The organism is Micromonospora sp. NPDC005806 (genome assembly GCF_042871425.1).
GTDB lineage: Bacteria > Actinomycetota > Actinomycetes > Mycobacteriales > Micromonosporaceae > Micromonospora.
The window spans coordinates 66,801-87,799 of sequence record NZ_JBIAIL010000012.1; the positions used below are offsets into that span (position 1 = coordinate 66,801).

Annotated in this window: 17 protein-coding genes; 10 read left to right on the plus strand and 7 right to left on the minus strand. The window is 73.9% G+C overall.

Annotated features, from left to right (window positions below; translation table 11 throughout):
- Nucleotides 1–15 precede the first annotated feature (15 nt).
- The 4 genes from ACFYOS_RS15285 to ACFYOS_RS15300 all read right to left on the minus strand — a co-directional run bounded on the left by ACFYOS_RS15285 (nucleotide 16) and on the right by ACFYOS_RS15300 (nucleotide 4,260).
- Nucleotides 16–1,431 carry an RNA-guided endonuclease TnpB family protein gene (locus tag ACFYOS_RS15285; RefSeq protein WP_387140796.1) on the minus strand — a complete coding sequence of 472 codons (1,416 nt, stop codon included), beginning with the start codon at nucleotides 1,429–1,431 and terminating at the stop codon, nucleotides 16–18.
- On the minus strand, nucleotides 1,428–2,045 hold the full coding sequence (locus tag ACFYOS_RS15290; protein WP_387140799.1) for an IS607 family transposase: 618 nt from the start codon (nucleotides 2,043–2,045) through the stop codon (nucleotides 1,428–1,430). Before ACFYOS_RS15290 ends, ACFYOS_RS15285 begins: the two co-directional genes overlap by 4 nt.
- Nucleotides 2,046–2,166: 121 nt before the next feature.
- Complete coding sequence (locus tag ACFYOS_RS15295; protein WP_387140802.1) at nucleotides 2,167–3,603, minus strand: GH1 family beta-glucosidase; 1,437 nt, start codon at nucleotides 3,601–3,603, stop codon at nucleotides 2,167–2,169.
- Nucleotides 3,604–3,714: 111 nt separating this feature from the next.
- A complete protein-coding gene (locus ACFYOS_RS15300; protein ID WP_387141082.1) occupies nucleotides 3,715–4,260 on the minus strand; it encodes a plasmid pRiA4b ORF-3 family protein in 546 nt (181 codons plus the stop codon).
- A 150-nt stretch (nucleotides 4,261–4,410) separates the two neighbouring features.
- Here ACFYOS_RS15300 and ACFYOS_RS15305 point away from each other — a divergent pair, with 150 nt between their 5' ends.
- Entirely contained in the window at nucleotides 4,411–5,196 is a 786-nt protein-coding gene (locus ACFYOS_RS15305) for a pyrimidine reductase family protein (protein ID WP_387140805.1), read from the plus strand.
- Here the strand turns inward: ACFYOS_RS15305 and ACFYOS_RS15310 are convergent.
- Entirely contained in the window at nucleotides 5,142–6,338 is a 1,197-nt protein-coding gene (locus ACFYOS_RS15310) for a sigma-70 family RNA polymerase sigma factor (RefSeq protein WP_387140808.1), read from the minus strand. The genes ACFYOS_RS15305 and ACFYOS_RS15310 overlap by 55 nt on opposite strands.
- A gap of 72 nt (nucleotides 6,339–6,410) precedes the next feature.
- Here ACFYOS_RS15310 and ACFYOS_RS15315 point away from each other — a divergent pair, with 72 nt between their 5' ends.
- Complete coding sequence (locus ACFYOS_RS15315) at nucleotides 6,411–7,244, plus strand: alpha/beta fold hydrolase (RefSeq protein ID WP_387140811.1); 834 nt, start codon at nucleotides 6,411–6,413, stop codon at nucleotides 7,242–7,244.
- A gap of 150 nt (nucleotides 7,245–7,394) precedes the next feature.
- On the opposite strand, the gene ACFYOS_RS15320 is transcribed toward ACFYOS_RS15315, so the two are convergent.
- Nucleotides 7,395–8,933: a M4 family metallopeptidase gene (locus ACFYOS_RS15320; RefSeq protein ID WP_387140814.1), complete on the minus strand. Its 1,539-nt coding sequence runs from the start codon at nucleotides 8,931–8,933 to the stop codon at nucleotides 7,395–7,397.
- Nucleotides 8,934–9,370: 437 nt separating this feature from the next.
- Nucleotides 9,371–10,978: a hypothetical protein gene (locus ACFYOS_RS15325; RefSeq protein ID WP_387141084.1), complete on the minus strand. Its 1,608-nt coding sequence runs from the start codon at nucleotides 10,976–10,978 to the stop codon at nucleotides 9,371–9,373.
- Between the two features lie 265 nt (nucleotides 10,979–11,243).
- Between ACFYOS_RS15325 and ACFYOS_RS15330 the strand changes: the two genes are divergently transcribed.
- The 8 genes from ACFYOS_RS15330 to ACFYOS_RS15365 all read left to right on the plus strand — a co-directional run bounded on the left by ACFYOS_RS15330 (nucleotide 11,244) and on the right by ACFYOS_RS15365 (nucleotide 20,865).
- On the plus strand, nucleotides 11,244–12,992 hold the full coding sequence (locus tag ACFYOS_RS15330) for an ATP-binding protein (protein ID WP_387140817.1): 1,749 nt from the start codon (nucleotides 11,244–11,246) through the stop codon (nucleotides 12,990–12,992).
- Between the two features lie 13 nt (nucleotides 12,993–13,005).
- A complete protein-coding gene (locus tag ACFYOS_RS15335; protein ID WP_387140820.1) occupies nucleotides 13,006–14,154 on the plus strand; it encodes an exonuclease SbcCD subunit D in 1,149 nt (382 codons plus the stop codon).
- Nucleotides 14,154–16,628: an AAA family ATPase gene (locus tag ACFYOS_RS15340; RefSeq protein WP_387140823.1), complete on the plus strand. Its 2,475-nt coding sequence runs from the start codon at nucleotides 14,154–14,156 to the stop codon at nucleotides 16,626–16,628. The genes ACFYOS_RS15335 and ACFYOS_RS15340 overlap by 1 nt, the downstream gene beginning before the upstream one ends.
- Nucleotides 16,625–17,590: a hypothetical protein gene (locus tag ACFYOS_RS15345; RefSeq protein WP_387140826.1), complete on the plus strand. Its 966-nt coding sequence runs from the start codon at nucleotides 16,625–16,627 to the stop codon at nucleotides 17,588–17,590. The genes ACFYOS_RS15340 and ACFYOS_RS15345 overlap by 4 nt, the downstream gene beginning before the upstream one ends.
- A complete protein-coding gene (locus tag ACFYOS_RS15350; RefSeq protein ID WP_387140829.1) occupies nucleotides 17,590–18,447 on the plus strand; it encodes a spermidine synthase in 858 nt (285 codons plus the stop codon). The genes ACFYOS_RS15345 and ACFYOS_RS15350 overlap by 1 nt, the downstream gene beginning before the upstream one ends.
- 81 nt (nucleotides 18,448–18,528) lie before the next feature.
- Complete coding sequence (locus ACFYOS_RS15355; protein ID WP_387140832.1) at nucleotides 18,529–19,227, plus strand: sigma-70 family RNA polymerase sigma factor; 699 nt, start codon at nucleotides 18,529–18,531, stop codon at nucleotides 19,225–19,227.
- Nucleotides 19,224–20,006 (plus strand): anti-sigma factor family protein, encoded by a 783-nt coding sequence (locus tag ACFYOS_RS15360; protein WP_387140835.1) that lies wholly within the window; start codon nucleotides 19,224–19,226, stop codon nucleotides 20,004–20,006. The genes ACFYOS_RS15355 and ACFYOS_RS15360 overlap by 4 nt, the downstream gene beginning before the upstream one ends.
- Nucleotides 20,007–20,211: 205 nt before the next feature.
- Nucleotides 20,212–20,865 (plus strand): hypothetical protein, encoded by a 654-nt coding sequence (locus ACFYOS_RS15365; RefSeq protein ID WP_387140838.1) that lies wholly within the window; start codon nucleotides 20,212–20,214, stop codon nucleotides 20,863–20,865.
- The last annotated feature ends 134 nt before the right edge of the window (nucleotides 20,866–20,999 follow it).

The following is a 20,999-nucleotide window of genomic DNA, read 5'->3' on the forward strand; positions in this document are numbered from 1 at the left end:
GTCTGCTGCTTCCTACTAGTTGCTCGTGGTTGAGCGGTTCGGATGGTTCGCTCTCCGCTCGGCGGTGGCCGGGCTGGAGTCCTGGACCGGCAGTCTGGTCCGGTGGCGATCGGTCCGGTCCTGCAGGATCTGCTTCACCCTGTGGTGGGGGGTGTGCAGGGCGATGTCAGGGTCGCCGGCTCGCTGCAGGATGTTGATCGCGGCGTTCACGTCTGCCTGCCACACCACCCCGCACCAGGTGCAGTGAAACGTGTCCCCGTTGCGTCGGCCGAGCCGGCCGCAGCGGTGACAGGTTTGTGAGGTGTAGGCGGCGTTGACGTGCACGAGCGCAGAACCTCTGCGCTCCGACACGTTGGTGAGGGCCTCGGCGGTGACTCCTTTGGTCCACGCGGCGAGACGCCGATTCATGTTCTTGCCGAGCCTCTTGCGGCCGGCGAAGCGTTTGGTGAGGTCTTCGGCGACCACGGTGGCGGCCTTGTCGACGACCCGGTGCACGGCGGTGAAGACCTCCGTGCGCACCTGCGCCCGGTGGCGGGCGACCTGCCGGTCCCGTTTCACGGTCCCGAGGTTGTTGATCTTGATCCGGTGCGCTTTCGCGTGGTCGCCACGCAGCGCAGCGGTGTTTGCTATTGAGCGTAGCTTCGCCCGACGGCGATTGCGTTCCTTCAACCTGTCCGACTCGCTGGACAGCATTTGGCCGAGACGGGTGCCGTGGGGGTCGCCGTCGGAGTCGGTCAGCGCTTCGGTGTAGCCCTTGTCCACGCCGATAGTCGCATCGCCGCATGGCCGCTGCGACGACCGCATCTGCGACGCGTCGATCTGGTAGTGCACCTCGACCCGACCCCGGCGCAGGATCAGCCGCAGCGTTCCCGTCGGGGCGACGGTCGTCGACAGTGGGATCTTGACCATCTTGCGGCGTACGAGGCCGGGAACGGCCAGCCATACTCGGCCGCGCGCGTCGGTGATGCTGTTGTGCTGGTCGGCGCGCACGACGATCTGATCGTGGGTGTGGTTGCGGCCCCGCTTCCAATGCTTGCGCAGCTGACGAGCCAGGAACGGGTCCCCGGCCCACTGGTCGGCCTTCAGCGCGGTCAACATCCGCCTGAGCTCGACGGGATCGTTGATGCGCCGAGCGACCGCCCGACGCACCTCGACCTTCGCCGCCGCCAGGTTCGCTGCGATGTCGGCCATCGCGTCGCGGACGGTTTCCTTCCACGCATTTGCCAGCACACCGAACTGAACGTGGGTGCCGTCGGCCAGCCAGCGGTCCCGCACCTGCCGGTCCCTCAACCCGGACCCGACACCGGCGACCGACCCGCAGCGCTGCCACACCTCGCTACGAACTCGACCCAACCGGCGGGCCTGCTCCACCAACGCCGCGTACTTACCCGGATTCAGGGCCGTCGAGTACGCGATCCGGGTGACCTTCACCGGTCACCCGCCACGGTCAGGTTCGCCCGTTCGAGTTCCTTCTCGTAGCGTCGCAGCCCGTTCAGCCGGCCCGAGAAGGTGTGCACAACCGCCAGCAAGTCCTCGACCAACTCCTGCTGCGGGGACAACGTCTCTTGGTTCGCGACGACGATCTCGCAGCCGCTGCGCGCCGCCACGTGCTCCACCAAGTCGAAGCCGAACCGGGCCAGCCGATCCTTGTGGGCCACCACGAGCGTGGCGACCTCCCCGCGGTCGATCGAGTCCATCAGCGCCAGGAACTTCTCACGGCGTAGGTCCATCCCGCCGCCGACCTCGCTGATCCACTCGTCTACCGCCAGACCGCGGGCCAAGCAGAACCGCTGCATCGCCGCGACCTGCATGGCCAGATCTGCCTCCTGCCCTGATGACGAGACCCGGCAGTACACCACGACCTTCCGCCGCGCCGCATCGAAGCCCGGCTGTAGCACCGTGCGAACATCGGAGTCGTCGAAGTACCGCTGCCCGGACGGCAGACGGCGGGCGGTGATCCGACCCTCCGCCTCCCACCGACGCACCGTGCTCACCGAGCGGCCCACCCGCTTGGCAAAATCGCCGATCCGATAGACATTACTCACGCCAAGCAACCATAGACAGGTTTGCAGAGGAAATCGACAACTAGTCAATCCCCCTCTTACGCCGGACGAACCCACACCTGCTTGGGCATCGGGGCCGGGCCCCGTTAGTGGCCGGCCCAGCCTATTGTGCGGCGGCCAGGCCGTTGCGTCGGATCACCTCGGCGTACCACCGGGCGCTGGACTTGGGGATCCGCGCCTGGCTGTCGTAGTCGACGTACACCATCCCGAAGCGCTTCGTGTAGCCCCACGCCCACTCGAAGTTGTCCATCAGTGACCAGGCGAAGTAGCCCTTGAGCGGCACCCCGGCGCTGATCGCCGCATGCGCGGCCCGCAGGTGGGAGTCGAAGTACGCCAGCCGGTCCGGGTCGTCGACCCGGCCGTCCGCCACCGCGTCGACGAACGCGGAGCCGTTCTCGGTGATGTAGAGCGGCAGGTCGGTGTAGTCCCGGTGGACCCGCTCGAGGGTCTCCAGCAGGCCCGGGGCGTCGATCTCCCAGTCCATGTCGGTCACCGGCACCCCCCGGGTGACGAACCGGACGTCCTCGCTGCCCGGCCAGCACGACTGCGCCCGCCAGTACGCCTCCCGCTCGACCCCCTCGACCGGTGCGGCCACCACGTGCCGGCTGTAGTAATTGACGCCCACCATGTCCAGCGGGGTCGAGATGACCGCCAGGTCGCCGTCCCGGACGTGCCCGAAGTCGGTGACCGCGCGCAGGTCGGCCCGCAGGTCCGCCGGGTACGCCCCGCGCAGGACCGGGTCGAGGAAGAACCGGTTGGCCAGCCCGTCGATGCGGCGGGCCGCGTCGGCGTCCTGGGGCGAGTCGCCGGCCGGGGTGACCGGGTAGAGGTTGACCGTGATGCCGAGCTGCGCCGCCGGCCGGGCGGTCCGCAGCGCCTGGACGGCCAGCCCGTGCCCGAGCATCAGGTGGTGCCCGGCGCGGACGGCGTCCGCCCCGTCCGAGCGGCCCGGCGCGTGCACCCCGGAGCCGTAGCCGAGGAACGCCGAGCACCACGGCTCGTTCAGCGTGGTGAAGTACTTCACCCGGTCGCCGACGGCGTCCGCGACGAGCTGGGCGTAGTCGGCGAACCGGGCGGCGGTGTCCCGGGCCGGCCAGCCGCCGGCGTCCTCCAGCGGCTGGGGCAGGTCCCAGTGGTAGAGGGTCAGCCAGGGCTCGACGCCGTGGGCCAGCAGCTCGTCGACCAGCCGCCGGTAGAAGTCCATCCCCTCCTGGTTCACCGGCCCGGCCCCACCCGGCTGGACCCGCGGCCAGGAGACCGAGAAGCGGTACGACCTCAACCCCAGGTCGGCCATCAGCCGCACGTCGGAGGGCATCCGGTGGTAGTGGTCGCAGGCGACGTCGCCGGTGTGCCCGCCCACCGTCCGACCCTCTGCGTGGCTGAAGGTGTCCCAGATCGACGGGGTGCGGCCGCCCTCGGTCGCCGCGCCCTCGATCTGGTACGCGGCGGTGGCCGCGCCCCAGAGGAAGCCGGGCGGGAAGGTGAGTTCCGGACCCTGGTCGAGGACGCCGACGGCGGGCGGGTTGGCTGGGTTGCTCACGACTTGACGGCGCCTTCCAGGAACAGGGGCAGGGTGACGATCTGTCAACAGGCCTGTGGGAGCGTTTCCAGATCGTATCGCGTCGGCCCGGCGAAGTCTTCCGGGGCGCGGTCAGCAGAAGCGGCGCAGCAGGGTGGTGGCGCGCGCGGCGTCGAAGGCGGCCGGGTCGAAGCCGGGCCCGGCCCACTCCCGCATCGTCCGGCGCTCGGGGTGCTCCGGGTCGGCGAGGGCGGCGAGCAGGACGGCATGCCCGGACGGACCGCCGACGCCCTCGGGCGGGCAGGCCCGCTCCCCGTCGAGGCAGACCGGGTAGCGCTCGTCCTGGTCACCGGCGCAGACGTCCTCCACCACCAGGTCGTGCTCCCACCAGTCGCCGAAGTCGTAGAGGTAGCGGAACCGGCTGCCCTTGCCCACCACGGCGTCCAGCCGGACGTCCAGCTCGTCGCGGACCGGGAGCTCGCCGTCCAGGTCGGGTTCGCCGTACTGCAGGCCGTCGATCTCGAACGAGTGCAGGCGGCAGTCCCGCCAGCCCATCGCGTGCTGCACCACCCGGTGCAGGCGGTCCAGGGTGTAGCCGCCGGGGACCAGCACCCGCCGCCACACCGGCGGTCGGACCCCGACGAGGGCCACCGTGAACTGGAAGATCTGACGCGGCATGCTGTCCCAACCTTCCTCGGCATAGGCTGCCAGCATGATCTGCCGAGCGTGCCGGGAGCGGCGGCACGACGACTGTCCAGGCCGGAAGTGGTGCGACTGCCAGCACCGTACCCCTGAACCCACCCCTCCGGTCACCGGTCCGGCCAGCGAATGACCGCCGGGACGCCGATCTCACGGGTCTGGCCGGCGCCCGCGACCGGTCCGCTGACCGATCCGGAGTTGGCCGCGCTCTACGGCCGGGCCACCCGGCCCCACCTGCGGGTCAACTTCGTGGCCAGCGCCGACGGCGCGGTCGCCCTGGACGGCTACTCCGCCGGACTTTCCGGGGAGCCGGACAAGCGGGTCTTCGGCCTGCTCCGGATGCTCTGTGACGGCCTGGTGGTGGCCGCCGGGACGCTGCGTCACGAGGGCTACCGCGCGGTCCGGCTGAGCGAGGCCCGCCGGGCCTGGCGCCGGGAGCAGGGCTTGGCCGAGTACCCGACCCTGGTGGTGGTCTCCGGGTCGCTGGACCTGGATCCGGCCCAGGCCTGCTTCGCCGACGCGCCGGTCCGGCCGCTGGTGCTCACCCGCGCCGGGGTCGCGCCACCGCCGGGACTGACCGAGGTGGCCGACCTGGTCCGCTGCGGCGAGGCGCGGGTGGACCTCGCCGCCGGCCTCGCCGAGCTGCGCCGCCGCGGGCTGGATCAGCTGCTCTGCGAGGGCGGACCGCAGCTGTTCGGCGCGCTGACCACCGCCGACCTGGTGGACGAGCTCTGCCTGACCGTCGCGCCGCTGCTCGCCGGCGCCGGCCCGGGCCGGATCACCGCCGGGGACGGCGGCCCGCCGCGCCACCTGCCGCTGCGCCACGTGCTCGCCGCCGAGGACGGCGTGCTGATGCTGCGCTACGCCCGTGACCCGGGTGCGCCCACGCCCGCCGGCGCCGCCCCCGCCGCCTGAGCCCGGCGCCGCACGCCCGCCCCGTGGGCGGGGGCGGTCGACCCGGTCGCCGCCGTCGCGGACCGCCGCGCCGCTCGACCGGGCGGTTCGGCGGCCCGCGGTGCCGGCTCCGGCGTCAGCGAGTCCGGCAGCCCGAAGGCCGCGACGTACGCCGCGCCCACGAACGAGGTGATCTCGGCGATCCGGTGGCCCCGCAGCGTCAGCACGTCGATCGACCACGGCAGGTAGGGACCGGTCCCGGCCCGGCGCAGGTAGCCGGCGACCGCGGGCTGGCCGTTCGCGCCGGCGGGCAGGTGCCGCCAGCTACCGCAGGGGCCGAGGGGCGCGGACCGGGCGAAGTCCATGACCGCTTCGATGCCGCGGTACCAGTGCGGCATGGGCGGCATCGACCAGGTGACGTCCTCGATGAGCAGGGCGACCAGGGCGTCGGCGTCGCCGTCCTCCAAGGCGGTGGCGTACCGGGCGACGATCTCCCGCAGCCGGGCGTCGTCGAGCGCGCGCAGGGTTCGCTGCTGCGTGACGGCCGGGAGCCGCTCGGCGAGCATCCGGCGGGCCCGGGCGAGAGCCGAGTTCACCGACGTGGTCGAGGTGCTCATCATCGCCGCGATCTCGGCGGCGGAGTAGCCGAGGACGTCGAAGAGCAGCAGCGCGGCCCGCTGGTTGCCCGGCAGGTGCTGCATCGCGGCGACGAAGGCCAGCTCGACCGCCTCGCGCTGTTCGTACCGGGCATCCGGGGCGGCCGGCGCGGTGGCGAGGCCGGCGTCCGGGTAGGGGCCGAGCCAGGCGACGCTCTCGTCCGCGCGGTTGTCCGGGACGGCGCGGTCACTCGCCGGGCCGAGATCGACCGGCAGGGCCCGTCGCCGGCGGCCGGCGACGGCGTCCAGGCAGACGCGGGTCGCCACCGTGTACAACCAGGAGCGCAGGGAGCCGCGTCCGGCGAAGCCCGGCAGTCCGCGCCAGGCCCGCAGCAGGGTGTCCTGGAGGGCGTCGTCCGCGTCGTGGACCGAGCCGAGCATCCGGTAGCAGTGGGCGTGCAGTTCCCGGCGCAGCGGTGCGACCAGCGTGGTGAAGGCGGCCTCGTCGACCACGCCCGGCCCGGCCTGCTCCCCGGATCGGGCAGCGCTCCCGGAAATGGCGCTCATGAGCGACGATTCTGCCGCATCGGCGCGGTCTGGAAGGTGACCGGCTCACCAGCCACGAATCCGGAGGATCCGATGAGCAGTACTTCCACCGCGCACGTCACGGCCGACACCCTGGCGGTGCCCGACGGGCGGCTCTACTACGAGGTACGCGGACAGGGCCCCCTGGTGGCCCTGGTCGCCGCCCCGATGGACGCCGACGCCTTCGCGCCGCTGGCCGACCTGCTGGCCACGGAGCACACCGTGCTGACCACCGACCCGCGCGGCATCCACCGCAGCGTGCTGCACGACCCGCACCAGGACTCGACTCCGGAGCTGCGCGCCGACGACGTGTCCCGGCTCCTGGCCCACCTGGACGCCGGCCCGGCCGCGGTGCTGGGGTCCAGCGGCGGCGCGGTGACCGTCCTCGCCCTCGCCCAGGCCCACCCCGAGCAGGTGCACACGGTCGTTGCGCACGAGCCGCCGCTGCTCGGGCTGCTGGCGGACCGGACGGAGCTGTTGGCCCGGGAGGACGACATGATCGCCACCTACCTCGCCGGGGACCGGCTCGGCGCCGGGCGCAAGTTCCTCGCGAACGCGAACATCCACCTGCCGGAGGAGGTGGTCCTGGGCATGTTCGGCGGCGAGCCCGAGCCCCGGGCGGCCGCCGACGAACACTTCCAGTACCTGCACATGATCCGGGGGACCACCCGGTTCCGCCCCGACGTCGCCACGCTGCACGGGGGCGCGACCCGGGTCGTCGTCGGGCTCGGCGAGGCGTCGACCGACCAGATCTGCGACCGCACCTCGCGGGCGCTCGCCGCCGCGCTGGGCGCGGCCCCGGCGATGTTCCCCGGCGGGCACCTCGGTTTCGTGGAGGATCCGGGCGCCTTCGCCACCCGGCTCCGTGAGGTGCTGGCCGACGGCTGAGCCGCGTCCCCGGCCGAGGCCCGCGCACCGGGCAGGGGCCCGGCACGACGGCGGGCGCGGGATGCCGTGCGGCACACCCGCGCCCGCCGTCGCGAGGCGCTGCGTTCCGACGCCGGCGGCGGAGGAGTCCGCCGACGCCGGATCAGGCGATCAGTTGACCGAGACGGCCGACCAGGCGGCGGCCACGGTGTTGTACTCGACGCTGCCGGCGCCGTACAGGTCGGCGGCGGCCGACAGGGTCGCGGTGCGGGCACCGGCGTAGTCGGTCCGCGAGGTCATGTAGGTGGTGAGCGCGCGGTACCAGATGGCGCCGGCCTTGGCGTTGCCGATGCCGGTCACCGTGCTGCCGTTGCAGGTCGGGCTGTTGCCGTACGACGAGGAGCCGCTGCCCACGGCGAGCAGGTAGAAGAAGTGGTTCGCCACGCCGGAGGAGTAGTGCACGTCCAGCCGGCCGACGGACCTGCTCCAGCAGTCGGCGGAGGAGCCGTCCTTGGAGGGCTTGTCCATGTAGCGCAGCGGGGCGCCGCTGGTGCGCAGCTTCTCGCCGATCAGGTAGTCGCCCGGGTCCTTGGCGTTGTTCGCGTAGAACTCGACCAGGGTGCCGAAGATGTCGCTGGTGGCCTCGTTGAGACCGCCGGACTCACCGCTGTAGCGCAGGCCGGCGGTGTTGCTGGTGACGCCGTGGCTCATCTCGTGCCCGGCGACGTCCAGCGAGGTCAGCGGGTACCAGCCGGAGCCGCCGTCGCCGTAGGTCATGCAGAAGCAGGAGTCGCTCCAGAACGCGTTGGCGTAGTTGGTGCTGTAGTGCACCCGGCTGTACGCGCCGACGCCGTCGTTGCGGATGCCGTTGCGGCCGAACGTGGCCTGGTAGAAGTCCCAGGTCTCCTGCGCGCCGTAGGCGGCGTCGGCCGCGGCGGTCTGGCGGTTGGCGAGGGTGCCGTCGCCGAAGACGTTCGAGGCGCTGGTGACCAGGGTCCCGGTGCCGGTGGTGCCGCCGTTCAGGTCGTACGTCTTGTGGCCGCCCCGGGTGGCGTCGGCGAGCTGGTAGGTGCCGCCGGAGAGGAGGCTGCCCACGGTCACCGTGCCGGAGTGGAAGGTGTTGCCGACGCCGTCGCGCTGCACGCCCTCCCACGAGTCGCGCACCTTGCCGATGGTGGCGTCGACGAGCACGTGCAGCTCGCTCGGGGTGCCGTCGGCGTACGCGCCACCCACGACGACCTGGTAGGCGAGCGCGGTGCCGGTGGCGTCGGCGTCGTACACGAGCTGGCTGCCGTCGACCCGCCGGGTCGCGGCGGTCGAGGTGGCGAGCGCGGTGCGACCGGCGGCCGCGGCGCTGATCCGGGCCTTGGCGCCCCGGGTCGGGGCCACCGCGAGGCTCTGGCTGGCACCCTTCCAGGTGTTGCCCTTGCCGAGGTGGACGACGGTGTCGCCACCGAGGACGGGGAGGCCGTCCTGGTAGCGGTTGAGCCGGACGTGCTCGGTGCCGTTGGCGTCGGTGGCGACGTTCCGGAGGGTGAACGACTGGCCGTCGGCGACGAGGGCGCTGCCCGGGTGGGCCTTGAGCTGGGCCACCGCGCGGGTGAACGCGTCACCGGAAACGGGGGCGGCGGAGGCGGTGGTGGGCAGGCTGCCGGCGGCGGCCAGCAGCGCGGCGGTGGCCAGCCCGCCGAGGAGGGTGGTACGACGCATGAAGCTCCTACCTTCACTAGGACTGCCGGTCGGGGGGGTACCGACCGACGGGTGACCCGCCGGTGGGTGGGCGCGACGGATCGGCCGCGCCCGCGCGGGTGGCGCGGGCACGGCGGCGCACAAGGCATCGATGTAGGAAAGATCCTCGATGTGCTGTTGCACATTCTTGCGCCACCGGGCCCTTGTCTGTCACGACCCGCGGCCAAGATTTTTCGACTGGGTCCGCCTGCGCCAACACCGTGGCGGACTCCGGTCGGCGTGGCACGACCGGGATCGCCGTCGGCTGCGCGGCGCTCGCGATCGCCGTGGACGCGCTGCTCTTCCCGTACGCGCCGGTCCGGGCGATCCTGGTGGCCGCGCTCAACGGCGCGGCGGTGCGGCTGCCGCTCCGGCGCCGCCGCGCCCGGCAGCCCGCCGCGTGGGGCGGGCCGTCCCGCTCAGCGGGGCTCGCAGATCCGGCCGGTGAACGCCGGGTCGGCCTCCCGTTCGGCCGCCCACACCGGGTTGAGCCCGAGGGCGAGCGACGGAGCCTGCCAGGCGGAGCCGAGCCGCTGGAAAAGGTCGTACTCCCGCCTCGGTTGATCGATCCGGCCCCCGGCCAGGAAGTCGATCACCCGGTTCTCGGCGGCCCGCCGACCGACCAGCCCACCGTGGAAGGCGGGCAGCTGGAACACCGGCACCCGGCTGTACTCGCCGGGCGGCGCCTCCGCCGCGCTGACCGTCGGCAGGAAGGCGACCATGCGGACGCCGGGCACCGGGCAGAGCGTGCGGTTGCGGTAGAAGGGCGCGTTGCTCAGGACCGACCGCACGAAGGGCTCATCCGGGCCGCTCTTCACCTCGCGGCCGAGGTTCGCCAGCCAGAAGATCCCGCGCAGCTCCCAGCCCGTGGCCACGCCCCAGCCGCTGTGGCCCGGCGGCGGATAGTACGCGCGCCCGGGCCGGATGAGCGGGCTGAACAGCATCACCGCGTCCACCGGAGTCGGCTTCGCCCACTTCTCCAGGTAGGTACGCGCCACCATCGCGCCCTCGCTGGACCCGAGCAGGGCCACCGGCCGACCGGTGCGCCGGTGCAGCGCCTCGACGTGCGCGGCCAGCAGGGCCGCGCTGGATTCCAGGGACCGGTGGGTGGCCTCCGGGGCGTACGGCAGCGGACGGCCCTGCTTGTCGAGGCCCTGGTAGGAGAAGCGCTCCACCCGTGGATCGACCGGCGGCCGCCCGTTCCAGCTCGAGTCGTGCCCGGCGATGGCGATCACCGCGTGCGGCACCCGGTCGGGGAGCCGCTCGCTGACCACCGGGGGCATCCACTCCCCCGGCTTGCCGAGCGCGAGACCGATGAGCCATTGCGCCGCCACCGCGGCGACCATGGTGAGGCCGATCGCCACCGGCGCCACCGGCACGCGTGGCCAGCGAATCCGCGCGGGCAGCACGGCCGCCTTCACGGTCTGCCGCCAGAGCAGGCCGTTCGCCACCCCGGCCAGGCCGGCCACCACGACGCCCCACCCGCCCCGGGTGCTGGAGATCACCGCCCCCGCGAGGGTGAGCAGCGCGAAGTTGAGCGCCGACCAGCCGAGCAACTCGATCGTGGGCAGACCCCGCCACCAGGTCCCGGTCACCCCGGCGCGTTGCAGGAACGGGGCGAGCACCAGCATCGGGATCAGCGAGGCGAGCAGGTACCAGGAGAGCGCGACCACCGAGAAGGCGACCGAGAGCGCGGCCCACGGCGAGATGATCACCGCGGCGAGGGCGGCGACCTGCAGGTTCCGCCGAACCAGCCAGCCGAGCGGGGGACGCGGTGCCTGGGCGGGCCAGGCCAGCGCGGTCAGCCCCGCCGACAGCAACCCGCGGACGACGACAACGCCGAGCAGCCCGAACAGGAACTGTCCCCACGAGTTGTGGTAGACCATCAGCCAGCGCAGGTCGTGGTACGAGTCGTACGGCCAGGCCGCGGTGGCCTGGGGGGCGAGCGCCCGCGCCCCGATGAAGCCGATGCCGACCAGCACCGCCTCCTCCAGCACCGGCGGCAGCGCGGCGAGGAGGAGCAACATCGCCAGCCGGGTCCGGGTCGATTCCACCGCCGCTCCTCGCGCCCTCGGTCCTCAGCGCTCCCTGCAGGATCTCGCGGATCCGGCCGGGTCGTGCCGGAATCACGGACCGCGAGCCGTACGGAGGGTCAGCGTCCGGCCCCGCTGCGCGAACCCGACCGACCCGGGAGGTGGCGTCCGCCGCGTCGCGTGGCAACCTGTCGCATCCCTCGGGCAGGATGCACCACGTGCGCCGCGAACGGGACGACCAGCCGACCGGAGACCGCCGATGACCGACGACCTGCTCGACGGCCCCGGCGACGGGGTCGGCCGGGTGCTCGGCACCGCCGACGCCACCCCGCTCACCTTCTGGACCGCCGTCGCCCCCGGCAGCTATCTCCAGCTCGACGACGTGGTGGTCACCCGCCGCGAGCTGCCCGACCGGGAGCCGGTGACCATCGCCGGCGTGGTCACCCAGGTGCGCGCCCGGCACGAGGGCGCGCAGTTCGACTCCGACGTCTTCGCCATCGCCGACGGCACCCTGCCGGCCCAGGTGCAGGAGGCCGCCGAGGTCACCACCACCCGGGTCGACCCGGAGTTCTACGTGCCGCCCACCCCGGGCGCCGTGGTGCACCGGGCCGAGGGCGACGCCCGGGCCCGGGCGCTGCACTTCGACCGGATGGAGCGGCGCATCCCGATGGGCATGGGCCGGGACGGCGTCCCGGTCTACCTCAACGCCGACTTCCTCGACGGCACCCGGGGCGCGCACGTCTCCATCTCCGGCATCTCCGGCGTGGCCACCAAGACCAGCTTCGCCACCTTCCTGCTCTACTCGGTCTTCCGGTCCGGGGTGCTCGGCGGCGACGCGGTCAACGCCAAGGCGCTGATCTTCAACGTCAAGGGCGAGGACCTGCTCTTCCTCGACCACCCCAACGCCCGGCTCGACGACGACACCCGGGCCGGCTACGCGAAGCTCGGGCTGGACGCGGGCGCCTTCCCCGACGTGCGGGTCCACGCGCCGCCCCGGGTCGGCGACTCCTCCGGCACGCCGGACGTGAGCAGCCGGCTCACCGGGGTGGACAGCTTCTACTGGACGCTGAGCGAGTTCTGCGCCGATCGGCTCCTGCCCTACGTCTTCGCCGACGCCGACGACGAGCGGCAGCAGTACACGATGGTGGTCCACTCGGTCGCCGCCCACCTGGCCCGGTACGCCCAGCCCGCCGACGGCGGGGTGAGCCTCGACGGGGTCCGGCTCGGCTCGTACGCCGACCTGGTCGACCACATCGTCGAGCAGCTCAACGACGACGAGACCCGGGGCGACTGGGCGGGCAGCGCGGTCGGCCTGGGCACGGTCAACGCGTTCGCCCGCCGGCTGATCGGCAGCAAGAAGGACCTGGGCCGGCTGATCCGGGGCGACCTGGCCACCCGCCGCCCGCACTCGATCAACACGTCCGAGAGCGCCCAGGTCACCGTGGTCGACCTGCACAATCTGCCGGACCGGGCGCAGCGCTTCGTGGTCGGCGTGACGCTGAAGAGCGAGTTCGAGCGCAAGGAGAAGGCCGGCACCGCCAAACCGCTGCTCTTCGTCGTGCTCGACGAGCTCAACAAGTACGCCCCACGCGAGGGCTCCTCGCCGATCAAGGAGGTGCTGCTGGACATCGCCGAGCGCGGTCGCTCGCTCGGCGTGATCCTGGTCGGCGCGCAGCAGACGGCCAGCGAGGTGGAGCGGCGGATCGTGACCAACTCGGCCATCCGGGTGGTCGGCCGGCTCGACCCGGCCGAGGCGTCCCGCCCGGAGTACGGCTTCCTCCCGCCCGCCCAGCGGCAGCGGGCCCTGCTGGCCAAGCCGGGCACCATGTTCGTCAACCAGCCGGACATCCCGGTCCCGCTCTGTCTGGAGTTCCCCTTCCCGGCCTGGGCCACCCGGGTCTCCGAGGCCGGCCGAGCGCCGTCGGAGACGCTGCGCTCGATCACCCAGGCGGCCGACCCGTTCGCGGTGGTGGGCTCCGGCACCTCCGACGACGACATCCCGTTCTGAGGTGACCTGAGCCATGAAGATCCTGCACACCTCCGACTGGCACGTCGGCAAGGTCCTCAAGGGGCAGTCGCGTGCCGAGGAGCACAAGCAGGTGCTCGCCCAGGTGATCGAGATCGCGAAGGCCGAGCGGCCCGACCTGGTCATCGTGGCGGGCGACCTCTACGACACCGCCGCGCCCACCCCGGAGGCGACCCGGCTGGTCACCCGGGCACTGACCGCGCTGCGGCGCACCGGCGCGGACGTGGTGGCGATCGGCGGCAACCACGACAACGGCCAGGCGCTCGACGCGCTGCGCCCCTGGGCCGAGGCGGCCGGCATCACGCTGCGCGGCGGCGTCCGGGACAACCCGGCCGAGCACGTCATCGACGGGGTCACCGCCAGCGGCGAGCGCTGGCAGCTGGCCGCGCTGCCCTTCCTCTCCCAGCGGTACGCCGTCCGCGCCGTGGAGATGTACGAGCTGACCGCCGCCGAGGCCAACCAGACCTACGCCGACCACCTCGGCCGCGTCCTCGCCCGGCTCGCCGAGGGCTTCACCGAGCCGGACCGGGTGCACCTGGTCACCGCCCACCTGACCGTGGTCGGGGCGAGCACCGGCGGCGGCGAGCGGGACGCGCACACCGTCCTCGGCTACGCCGTGCCGGCCACCGTGTTCCCGGGCAACGCGCACTACGTGGCGCTGGGCCACCTGCACCGCTCGCAGCGGGTCATCGGCCCGTGCCCGATCCGCTACAGCGGCAGTCCGCTCGCGATCGACTTCGGCGAGCAGGAGAACGTCGGCTCGGTGACGATCGTCGAGGTGACCGCGACCACCGCCGCCCAGATCCGCGAGGTGCCGGTGCCCGGGGCCACCCCGCTGCGGACGGTCCGGGGCACTCTGGCCCAGCTCGCCGAGCTCGACGCCCCCGAGGGCTGGCTGCGGGTCTACGTCCGCGAGCAGCCCCGCGCCGGCCTGCGCGAGGAGGTGCAGGAGCTGCTGCCCCGGGCGCTGGAGATCCGGATCGACCCGGAGCTGGTGCCCGCCCCCGGCAGCGCCACCCGCACCGCCCAGCGGGCCGGCCGGTCGCCGCGCGAGCTCTTCGCCGACTACCTGGGCAGCCGGGGGCACGCCGACGAGGGCGTCCAGGAGCTCTTCGACGAGCTGCTCGAGGAGGTTGACCGCTGATGCGACCGATGCGCCTGGACATGGCCGGCTTCACCGTCTTCCGCGAGGAGACCACCGTCGACTTCACCGACGCGGACTTCTTCGCGCTGGTCGGGCCCACCGGCTCCGGCAAGTCGACGGTGCTCGACGCCATCTGTTTCGCCCTCTACGGCACCGTGCCCCGCTGGGGCGGCACCCGCGGCCTGGCCAACGCCCTGGCGCCGTCGGCCACCGAGGCCCGGGTGCGGCTGGTCTTCGAGTCCGCCGGCGACCGCTACGTGGCGACCCGGGTGGTCCGCCGGGACGGCCGGGGCACGGTGAAGACCGCCAACGCCGGCCTCCAGCTGATGCCGCCCGGGTTCGACGTCACCAAGCTCGACACCGGGCTCAGCCCGGAGGACCTCGGCGAGGTGGTGGCCGGCACCCCCGCCGAGATGGAGCAGGCGGTGCTGGAGGCGGTCGGGCTGCCGTACGAGCAGTTCACCAGCTGCGTGGTGCTGCCGCAGGGGCAGTTCGCCGATTTCTTGCACGCCAAGCCGGCCACCCGGCAGCAGATCCTGGTCAACCTGCTCGGGCTGGGCATCTACGAGGAGGTGCAGAAGCGGGCCACCGAGCGCGCCGGCCAGGCCGAGGCCAGGCTGGAGACGATCGACAAGATGCTCGGCGGGCTCGCCGACGTCGACGACGCGACGCTGGCCGGCGCGCAGCAGCGGGTCGACCGGATGCGGGAGCTGGCCGGGGCGGTCGCGGCGGCCGTACCGGAGCTGGACCGGGCCCGGGCCACGGCGCGCGAGCAGGCGGCGGCCCTCGCGGCGCTCGACGCGGAGCTGACCGTGCTGGCCGGGGTCCGGCCGCCGGACGGGATCGCCGAGCTGGCCCGGGCGGTGGCCGCGGCGCGCGGGGCGGCCGACGAGGCCGCGGCGGCGGTCGGGCTCGCCGAGGAGCGGGAAGAGAAGCTGCGCGGGGAGTTGGCCGCGGCCGGCGACGAGAGCGCGCTGCGGCTGCTGCTCAAGGCGCACGCCGACCGGGAGAAGCTGACCGGCCAGGTGACGGCCGTAGGCGCGGCGGTGACCGCGGCGCGGACCGAGCACGACGCGGCGGCCGCGGCGCTCGCGCAGGCCCGGGCGGCGGCCGAGCGGGCCGAGACGGAGCTGGACGCGGCGTTCCGGGCGCACGAGGAGGCGAAGGCCACCGACCAGGCGGTGGCGCTGCGGGCACACCTGGTCAACGGCGCCCCCTGCCCGGTCTGCGAGCAGGTGGTCCCCCGGGTGCCGGCGGTGCCCGAGGAGTCGGCGGTGGCCCGGGCGGTCGCGGCCGGCAAGGCGGCCCGGGCGGCCAGCGAGGCGGCCAAGCGGGTGGTGCAGGAGCGCGACGCCGCCGCCCGCGAGCTGGACCGGGTGCTGCTGCGCGCCCGGACCGAGCACGACCAGCTGCGGGCCCGGCTGACCGAGCTGGACGGGCAGCTCGCCGACGCCGCCGCGCCGGACACGCTGCGGGAGTCGCTGGCCGAGCACGCCCGGCTGCGCCGCGCGTTGGAGGAGGCGGCGGGCGCGGTCCGCGCCGGCCGGGACACGGCCCGCCGGGCCCGGGGGGCACTCGACGGCGCGGAGGAGCGGCTCCGCCGCGTCTGGCGCGACTTCGACGCCGTCCGGGACGGGCTGGCCCGGTTCGGCCCGCCCGCCGCCGAGCGGGACGACGTGGCCGCCGCCTGGACGACCCTGGCCGGCTGGGCGAACGAGCAGGCCGACCGGCGGCGCGCCGACCGCCACGGGCTGGCCGCCTCGGTCGGCGCGGCCGAGGCCGCCGCGGGCGAGGTCGCGGAGCGGATCGCGGGGCTCTTCACCGCGGCGGGGCTGGACGGGGGCGACGACCCGCAGCGGGACACCGCGGTGGCGGTGGAGCGGGCCGAGGCGGAGCTGCGCCGGCTGGCGGAGCGCCGCGACCAGGCCGCCGAGCTGCGCGAGCAGCGGTCCGGCCACGAGCGGGAGGCCCGGGTGGCCCGGGCCCTCGCCGGGCACCTGCGGGCCAACAACTTCGAGCGCTGGCTGCTGGCCGAGGCGTTGGATCTGCTGGTGGACGGCGCCTCGCGGATCCTGCGGGAACTCTCCAACGGCCAGTACGACCTGGTGCACGACAAGGGCGAGTTCTTCGTCGTCGACCACCACGACGCCGGGCTGCGCCGGGGCGTGCGCACGCTCTCCGGCGGCGAGACGTTCCAGGCGTCGCTGGCCCTGGCGCTCGCGCTGTCCGAGCAGCTCGCCGGGATGTCCACCACCGCGGCGAGCCTGGAGTCGATCGTCCTCGACGAGGGCTTCGGCACGCTGGACGCGGCCACCCTGGACACCGTCGCGGCCACCCTGGAGAACCTGGCCGCCCGGGGCGACCGGATGGTCGGCGTGGTCACCCACGTGCCGGCCCTCGCCGAGCGGATCCCGGTCCGTTTCGAGGTCCGCAAAGATGCCCGCACGGCCCGCGTGGAACGGACCGGCCTGTGAGTCAACCCCGGCTCTTCGTCGACGCGTGGGACCCGGCGTACGGGGCGTCGTTCGAGGCGGGCGGCGGGGGCGGCCCGGCGGCGCCGAGCAGCGCCCAGGTCGACGCCGAGGTCGAGCTGCCGGCGACCGACTGGCGGGCGATCGGCGTCCGGCGGGACGTGCCCGCCCCGGACGTGGTGCTGCTGGTCGACGGGGTACGCCGGATCGACGCGAGCGTCTGGACGGTCGAGGACGACGGCGGCTCGTTCCCCGGCATCGCCGCCTCGTACGCCGCCGGCGTGGTCCGCTGCGACCTGGAGCGCGGCGCGGCCGAGCTGGCCGGGGCGAAGGTGGGCCGGGGGCTGTTCACCGCCAGCCCGTCCGCCCAGGACGTGGTGGCCGGGCGGATCCGCTACCCGGTGCACCGGGTCGGCGGCACCGGTGAGCTGAGCAAGCTGCCGGCCGCGGTGCAGGCGCCGCTGACCGCGCTGGAGGTGGCGGTCTCCGACGCGGCGCGGACGGACGGGGATCTGCTGGTGGTGGACGGCCCGCTGCGCAGCCGCCGGCAGTTGCCGCGCACCCTGGGCTACATCAAGACCCAGCACAGCCAGTACCTGGACGCCCGGCTGACCGCGGTGGTCACCGGCCTGACCCCGGGGCAGCGCTGCCCGGTGTTCCGGCTGGGCACCGCCTGGGGTGGTTACTCCTGGTATCTGCGGCTGCCGGTGTCCGGCGGCGCGCCGTGGGCGGGCATCGTGCGGGTGGAGTGCTCCGCCGAGCTGACCGAGACCGAGGCGATCGAGCTGGCCGACCTGTCGCTGGTCACCCTCCCCCGGTTCGCCTCCACCCCGTACAAGGATCCGCGGGCCCCGCAGAACCTGATCCCGATCGCCGGCCTGGAGCGCCGGCTGCGCGGGCTGCTCGGCGACGCCCGCCTGCTGCACCGGGTGCTGACCGCGGCGGCCCGGGGGATCCGGCGCTGATGGGCCGCCGACGCGGCGCCGACCGGCGGGTCGAGCAGGTCGACACGGGGCAGGCCGAGCTGGTGCCGGACCCGGACCGGCCGGGTTCCTGGACGCTGCTGCTGGACGGCGCCCCGCAGTCCCATGTGGATCTGACGGATCCGACCCACCTGGAGTTCGAGTACGTCCGGCGGCTGGCCGCCGCGGTCGACCTGGTCGCTCCGGCCGGCACGCCGCTGCGGGTGCTGCACCTGGGCGGCGGCGCGCTGACCCTGCCCCGGTACGTCTCCGTCACCCGCCCGGGCTCCACCCAACGGGTGTCCGAGGTGGACGGCGCGCTGGTGGAGCTGGTCCGCCGGGCGTTGCCCTGGCCGACCGACCCGCGGCTGCGGGTGCGGGTGGCGGACGCCCGGGCCACCCTGACGTCCAGTCGGGACGCCGGCTACGACGTGGTCGTCGCGGACGTCTTCGCCGGCGCCCGCACCCCGGCCCACCTGACCTCGGTGGAGTACGCCGCCGAGGTGGCCCGGGTGCTCCGTCCCGACGGGTTCTACCTGGCGAACGTCGCCGACGGCCCGCCGCTGCGGCACGCCCGCGCCCAGGTCGCCACGGTCCGGGCGGTGCTGCCCCGGGCCTGCCTGGTCAGCGACGCGGCGGTGCTGCGCGGGCGCCGCTACGGCAATCTGGTGCTGGTCGCGTCCCGGGTCGAACCGCCGGTGGCGGAGCTGTCCCGGCGGGCGGCCGGCGACTGGTTTCCGGGCCGGGTGCTGGCCGGCGACGAGCTGGACCGGTTCGCCGGTGGCGCCCCGGTGGTCCGGGACGCCGACGCCACCGACTCCACCCCACCACCGCCCGGAATTTTCTCCGTGGGTCGTTGATCCGTCCGGCGGACCGCTCCGTATCACCGGGCGGCCACGCCCGTGGGGGCCGGCTGATGTCATTGGACACCGGAGGTCTGCATGCATGCGGTGGCGGCCGGCTGGCACGGCGAGGTGGCGAGGCCCGAGTGGATGTTCGCCCGAGCGCAGTCCCAGTCGCGCGCGTCCCGGTCGGGCCGGGGGGTCGACGCCCACTCCGCGGGTCGCCAGAATGACCCGGTGACGCCGCGACCGGCGCCCGGGCGCCACCAGGCGGCGTCTACCGAGGCCAGTCATTCCGACCAGCTGATCCGGCTGTTGTACGCCGAGCACGCCGGGCCGCTGCTGATGTTCGTGATGCGGCTGACCGGCGGGGACCGGCAGCGCGCCGAGGACATCGTGCAGGAGACCCTGCTGCGGGCCTGGCGCAACGCGCACCGGCTGGGCGTCCAGGGGCAGGGTTCGTTGCGCCCGTGGCTGGTGACGGTGGCCCGGCGCATCGCCATCGACGAGCATCGCAGCGAGCAGGCCCGGCCGGCCGAGACGTACGACCGGGACCTCACCGCGTTCGCCGAGGCGGACAGCACCGACCGGGTGCTGCGCACGATGACCGTGGCGGACGCGCTGCGTACGCTGAGCCAGTCGCATCGGGAGATCCTGGTGGCGACCTATTTCCGGGGACGTACCGTGCCCGAGGCGGCCGAGGAGCTGGGCCTTCCACTCGGCACCGCGAAGTCGCGCGTCTACTACGCGCTGCGCGCGCTGCGCACGGCTCTGCAGGAGAGGGGGGTGACGGGATGAGCCGGGCGGATCACCTGGACGTCGCGGCGTACGCGCTCGGCGTGCTGGACCCGCAGGACGCGGAGCGGTTCGAGGAGCACCTCGCCACCTGCTGGGCGTGCGCCGCGGAGCTGGAGACGATGGTCCCGGTGGTGGGGCTGCTCTCCGGCATCGACGGCGAGACGATGACCGCGCTGGAGCAGACCCATACGGATCCCGCCCTGCTGGACCGGACCCTGGTCGCGGTCCGGCTGGACCGCCGGCGGACCCGGATGCGGCAGATCCTCGCCACCGCGGCGGCCGTGGTGGTCTTCGGCGGCCTGACCGGGGTCGGCTTCGCCACCGTCTTCGGCGACGACGGCCCGCCGGCCCCGCTGGCCGAGCCGACGGCGACCGTGCCGGTCACCCCGCCGAGCAGCGTGCCCACCGACCCGAACGACCCGGGCATCGGCGGCAACGAGCAGGAGGGCGAGAAGCACAACGCGGTCGACCCGGGCACCGGGGTGAAGACCACCATGTGGCTGAGCGCCAAGGAGTACGGCACGCGGATCGACCTCCAGCTCACCCGGCTGCCCGGGCCGCGCACCTGCCGGCTGGTCATCGTCCGGAAGAACTCGACCAGCGAGGTGGTCTCCACCTGGTCGGTGCCGGGCGGCGGCTACGGGACGAGCACCAACCAGCTTCCGCTGGAGCTGACCGCCTCCACCTCGGCCGGTCGGGACGACATCGAGAAGATCCAGGTGCAGTCGGTCGACGTGAACGGCATCGCCAGCCCGCTGGTGACGGTGGCCGACCTCTGATCCGCCGGGCTCCGGCGCCGGGCAGCGACACCGCCCGGCGCCCTTTCGGCGTGCCCGGACCCGTCGCACCCCGACGTGCTCCCATACGCACCGGGGGCGGGATCGGTTCAACCAGTCCACTGTGAAATGGAGCACCCTTTCCTCTTCAACCTTGACAACGCGCCGCCCGTACTACTCGGCGAACTGCCAAGATTGAGGAGGGCACGTGGCACACCTGAAGCGGACGACCGTCATCGTCGCGAGCGCGATGGTCGCACTAACGGCCTGCGCCCCAGCGGGCTACAACGGGGCGAACTCGAGCGCGGCCGAGCCGGTCGCCGTCGCCGCGGCCGAACCCACCGCGACGGCCGAACCGGAGGCCTCCGCGACCGCGGACGCCCCCGCCAACGAGCAGGCCGCGCCGCCGGCCGACGTGAAGCTCACCGACCAACTCGTCGGCAAGAGGCTGCCCCGGATGGGCCAGGTCGTGACCGACCAGGACGGTTGGGTCCTCTACCGCTTCGACAAGGATTCGGCCGACCCGCCGCAGTCCAACTGCGTGGCCAAGTGCGCCCAGGTCTGGCCGCCCGCACTGACCGACGGCAACCCGCAGCTCCAGGGCGTCTCCGACGACAAGGTCGGCACGGTCACCCGACAGGACGGCACCCGGCAGATCACCATCGGGGGCTGGCCGGTCTACCGCTACATCGGTGACAAGAAGCCCGGTCAGTGGAAGGGCCAGGGCGTCGGCGGCACCTGGTTCGTGGTCGACGCGAACGGCAGGAAGAACCTGACCTGCCTGCCCAGCGGCACCCCGAAGGCGGTCGCCCCGCCGGCCTCCGGCGGCTCGGACGGCGGCGGCTCGGGGTACTCGTACTGATCCCACGCCGCGCATGGACGCGGTGGCCGGTCGTAGCCGGGGAGGGCGCGGCCGGCCACCGTCGTGACCTGGACGCCGGCGTAACCGGCAGCGCCCCGCGTCCCGGCGCGGCGCCGGCCCGCCCCGGGCCGGCG

Bases quoted from the DNA above. Each gene is read 5' to 3' on its own strand.
- ACFYOS_RS15305 (WP_387140805.1), top strand. From the start codon at position 4,411: ATGACCGCCGGGACGCCGATCTCACGGGTCTGGCCGGCGCCCGCGACC.
- ACFYOS_RS15355 (WP_387140832.1), top strand. From the start codon at position 18,529: ATGCATGCGGTGGCGGCCGGCTGGCACGGCGAGGTGGCGAGGCCCGAG.
- ACFYOS_RS15315 (WP_387140811.1), top strand. From the start codon at position 6,411: ATGAGCAGTACTTCCACCGCGCACGTCACGGCCGACACCCTGGCGGTG.
- ACFYOS_RS15350 (WP_387140829.1), top strand. From the start codon at position 17,590: ATGGGCCGCCGACGCGGCGCCGACCGGCGGGTCGAGCAGGTCGACACG.
- ACFYOS_RS15320 (WP_387140814.1), bottom strand. From the start codon at position 8,933: ATGCGTCGTACCACCCTCCTCGGCGGGCTGGCCACCGCCGCGCTGCTG.
- ACFYOS_RS15300 (WP_387141082.1), bottom strand. From the start codon at position 4,260: ATGCCGCGTCAGATCTTCCAGTTCACGGTGGCCCTCGTCGGGGTCCGA.
- ACFYOS_RS15335 (WP_387140820.1), top strand. From the start codon at position 13,006: ATGAAGATCCTGCACACCTCCGACTGGCACGTCGGCAAGGTCCTCAAG.
- ACFYOS_RS15360 (WP_387140835.1), top strand. From the start codon at position 19,224: ATGAGCCGGGCGGATCACCTGGACGTCGCGGCGTACGCGCTCGGCGTG.
- ACFYOS_RS15340 (WP_387140823.1), top strand. From the start codon at position 14,154: ATGCGACCGATGCGCCTGGACATGGCCGGCTTCACCGTCTTCCGCGAG.
- ACFYOS_RS15330 (WP_387140817.1), top strand. From the start codon at position 11,244: ATGACCGACGACCTGCTCGACGGCCCCGGCGACGGGGTCGGCCGGGTG.
- ACFYOS_RS15325 (WP_387141084.1), bottom strand. From the start codon at position 10,978: ATGTTGCTCCTCCTCGCCGCGCTGCCGCCGGTGCTGGAGGAGGCGGTG.
- ACFYOS_RS15310 (WP_387140808.1), bottom strand. From the start codon at position 6,338: ATGAGCGCCATTTCCGGGAGCGCTGCCCGATCCGGGGAGCAGGCCGGG.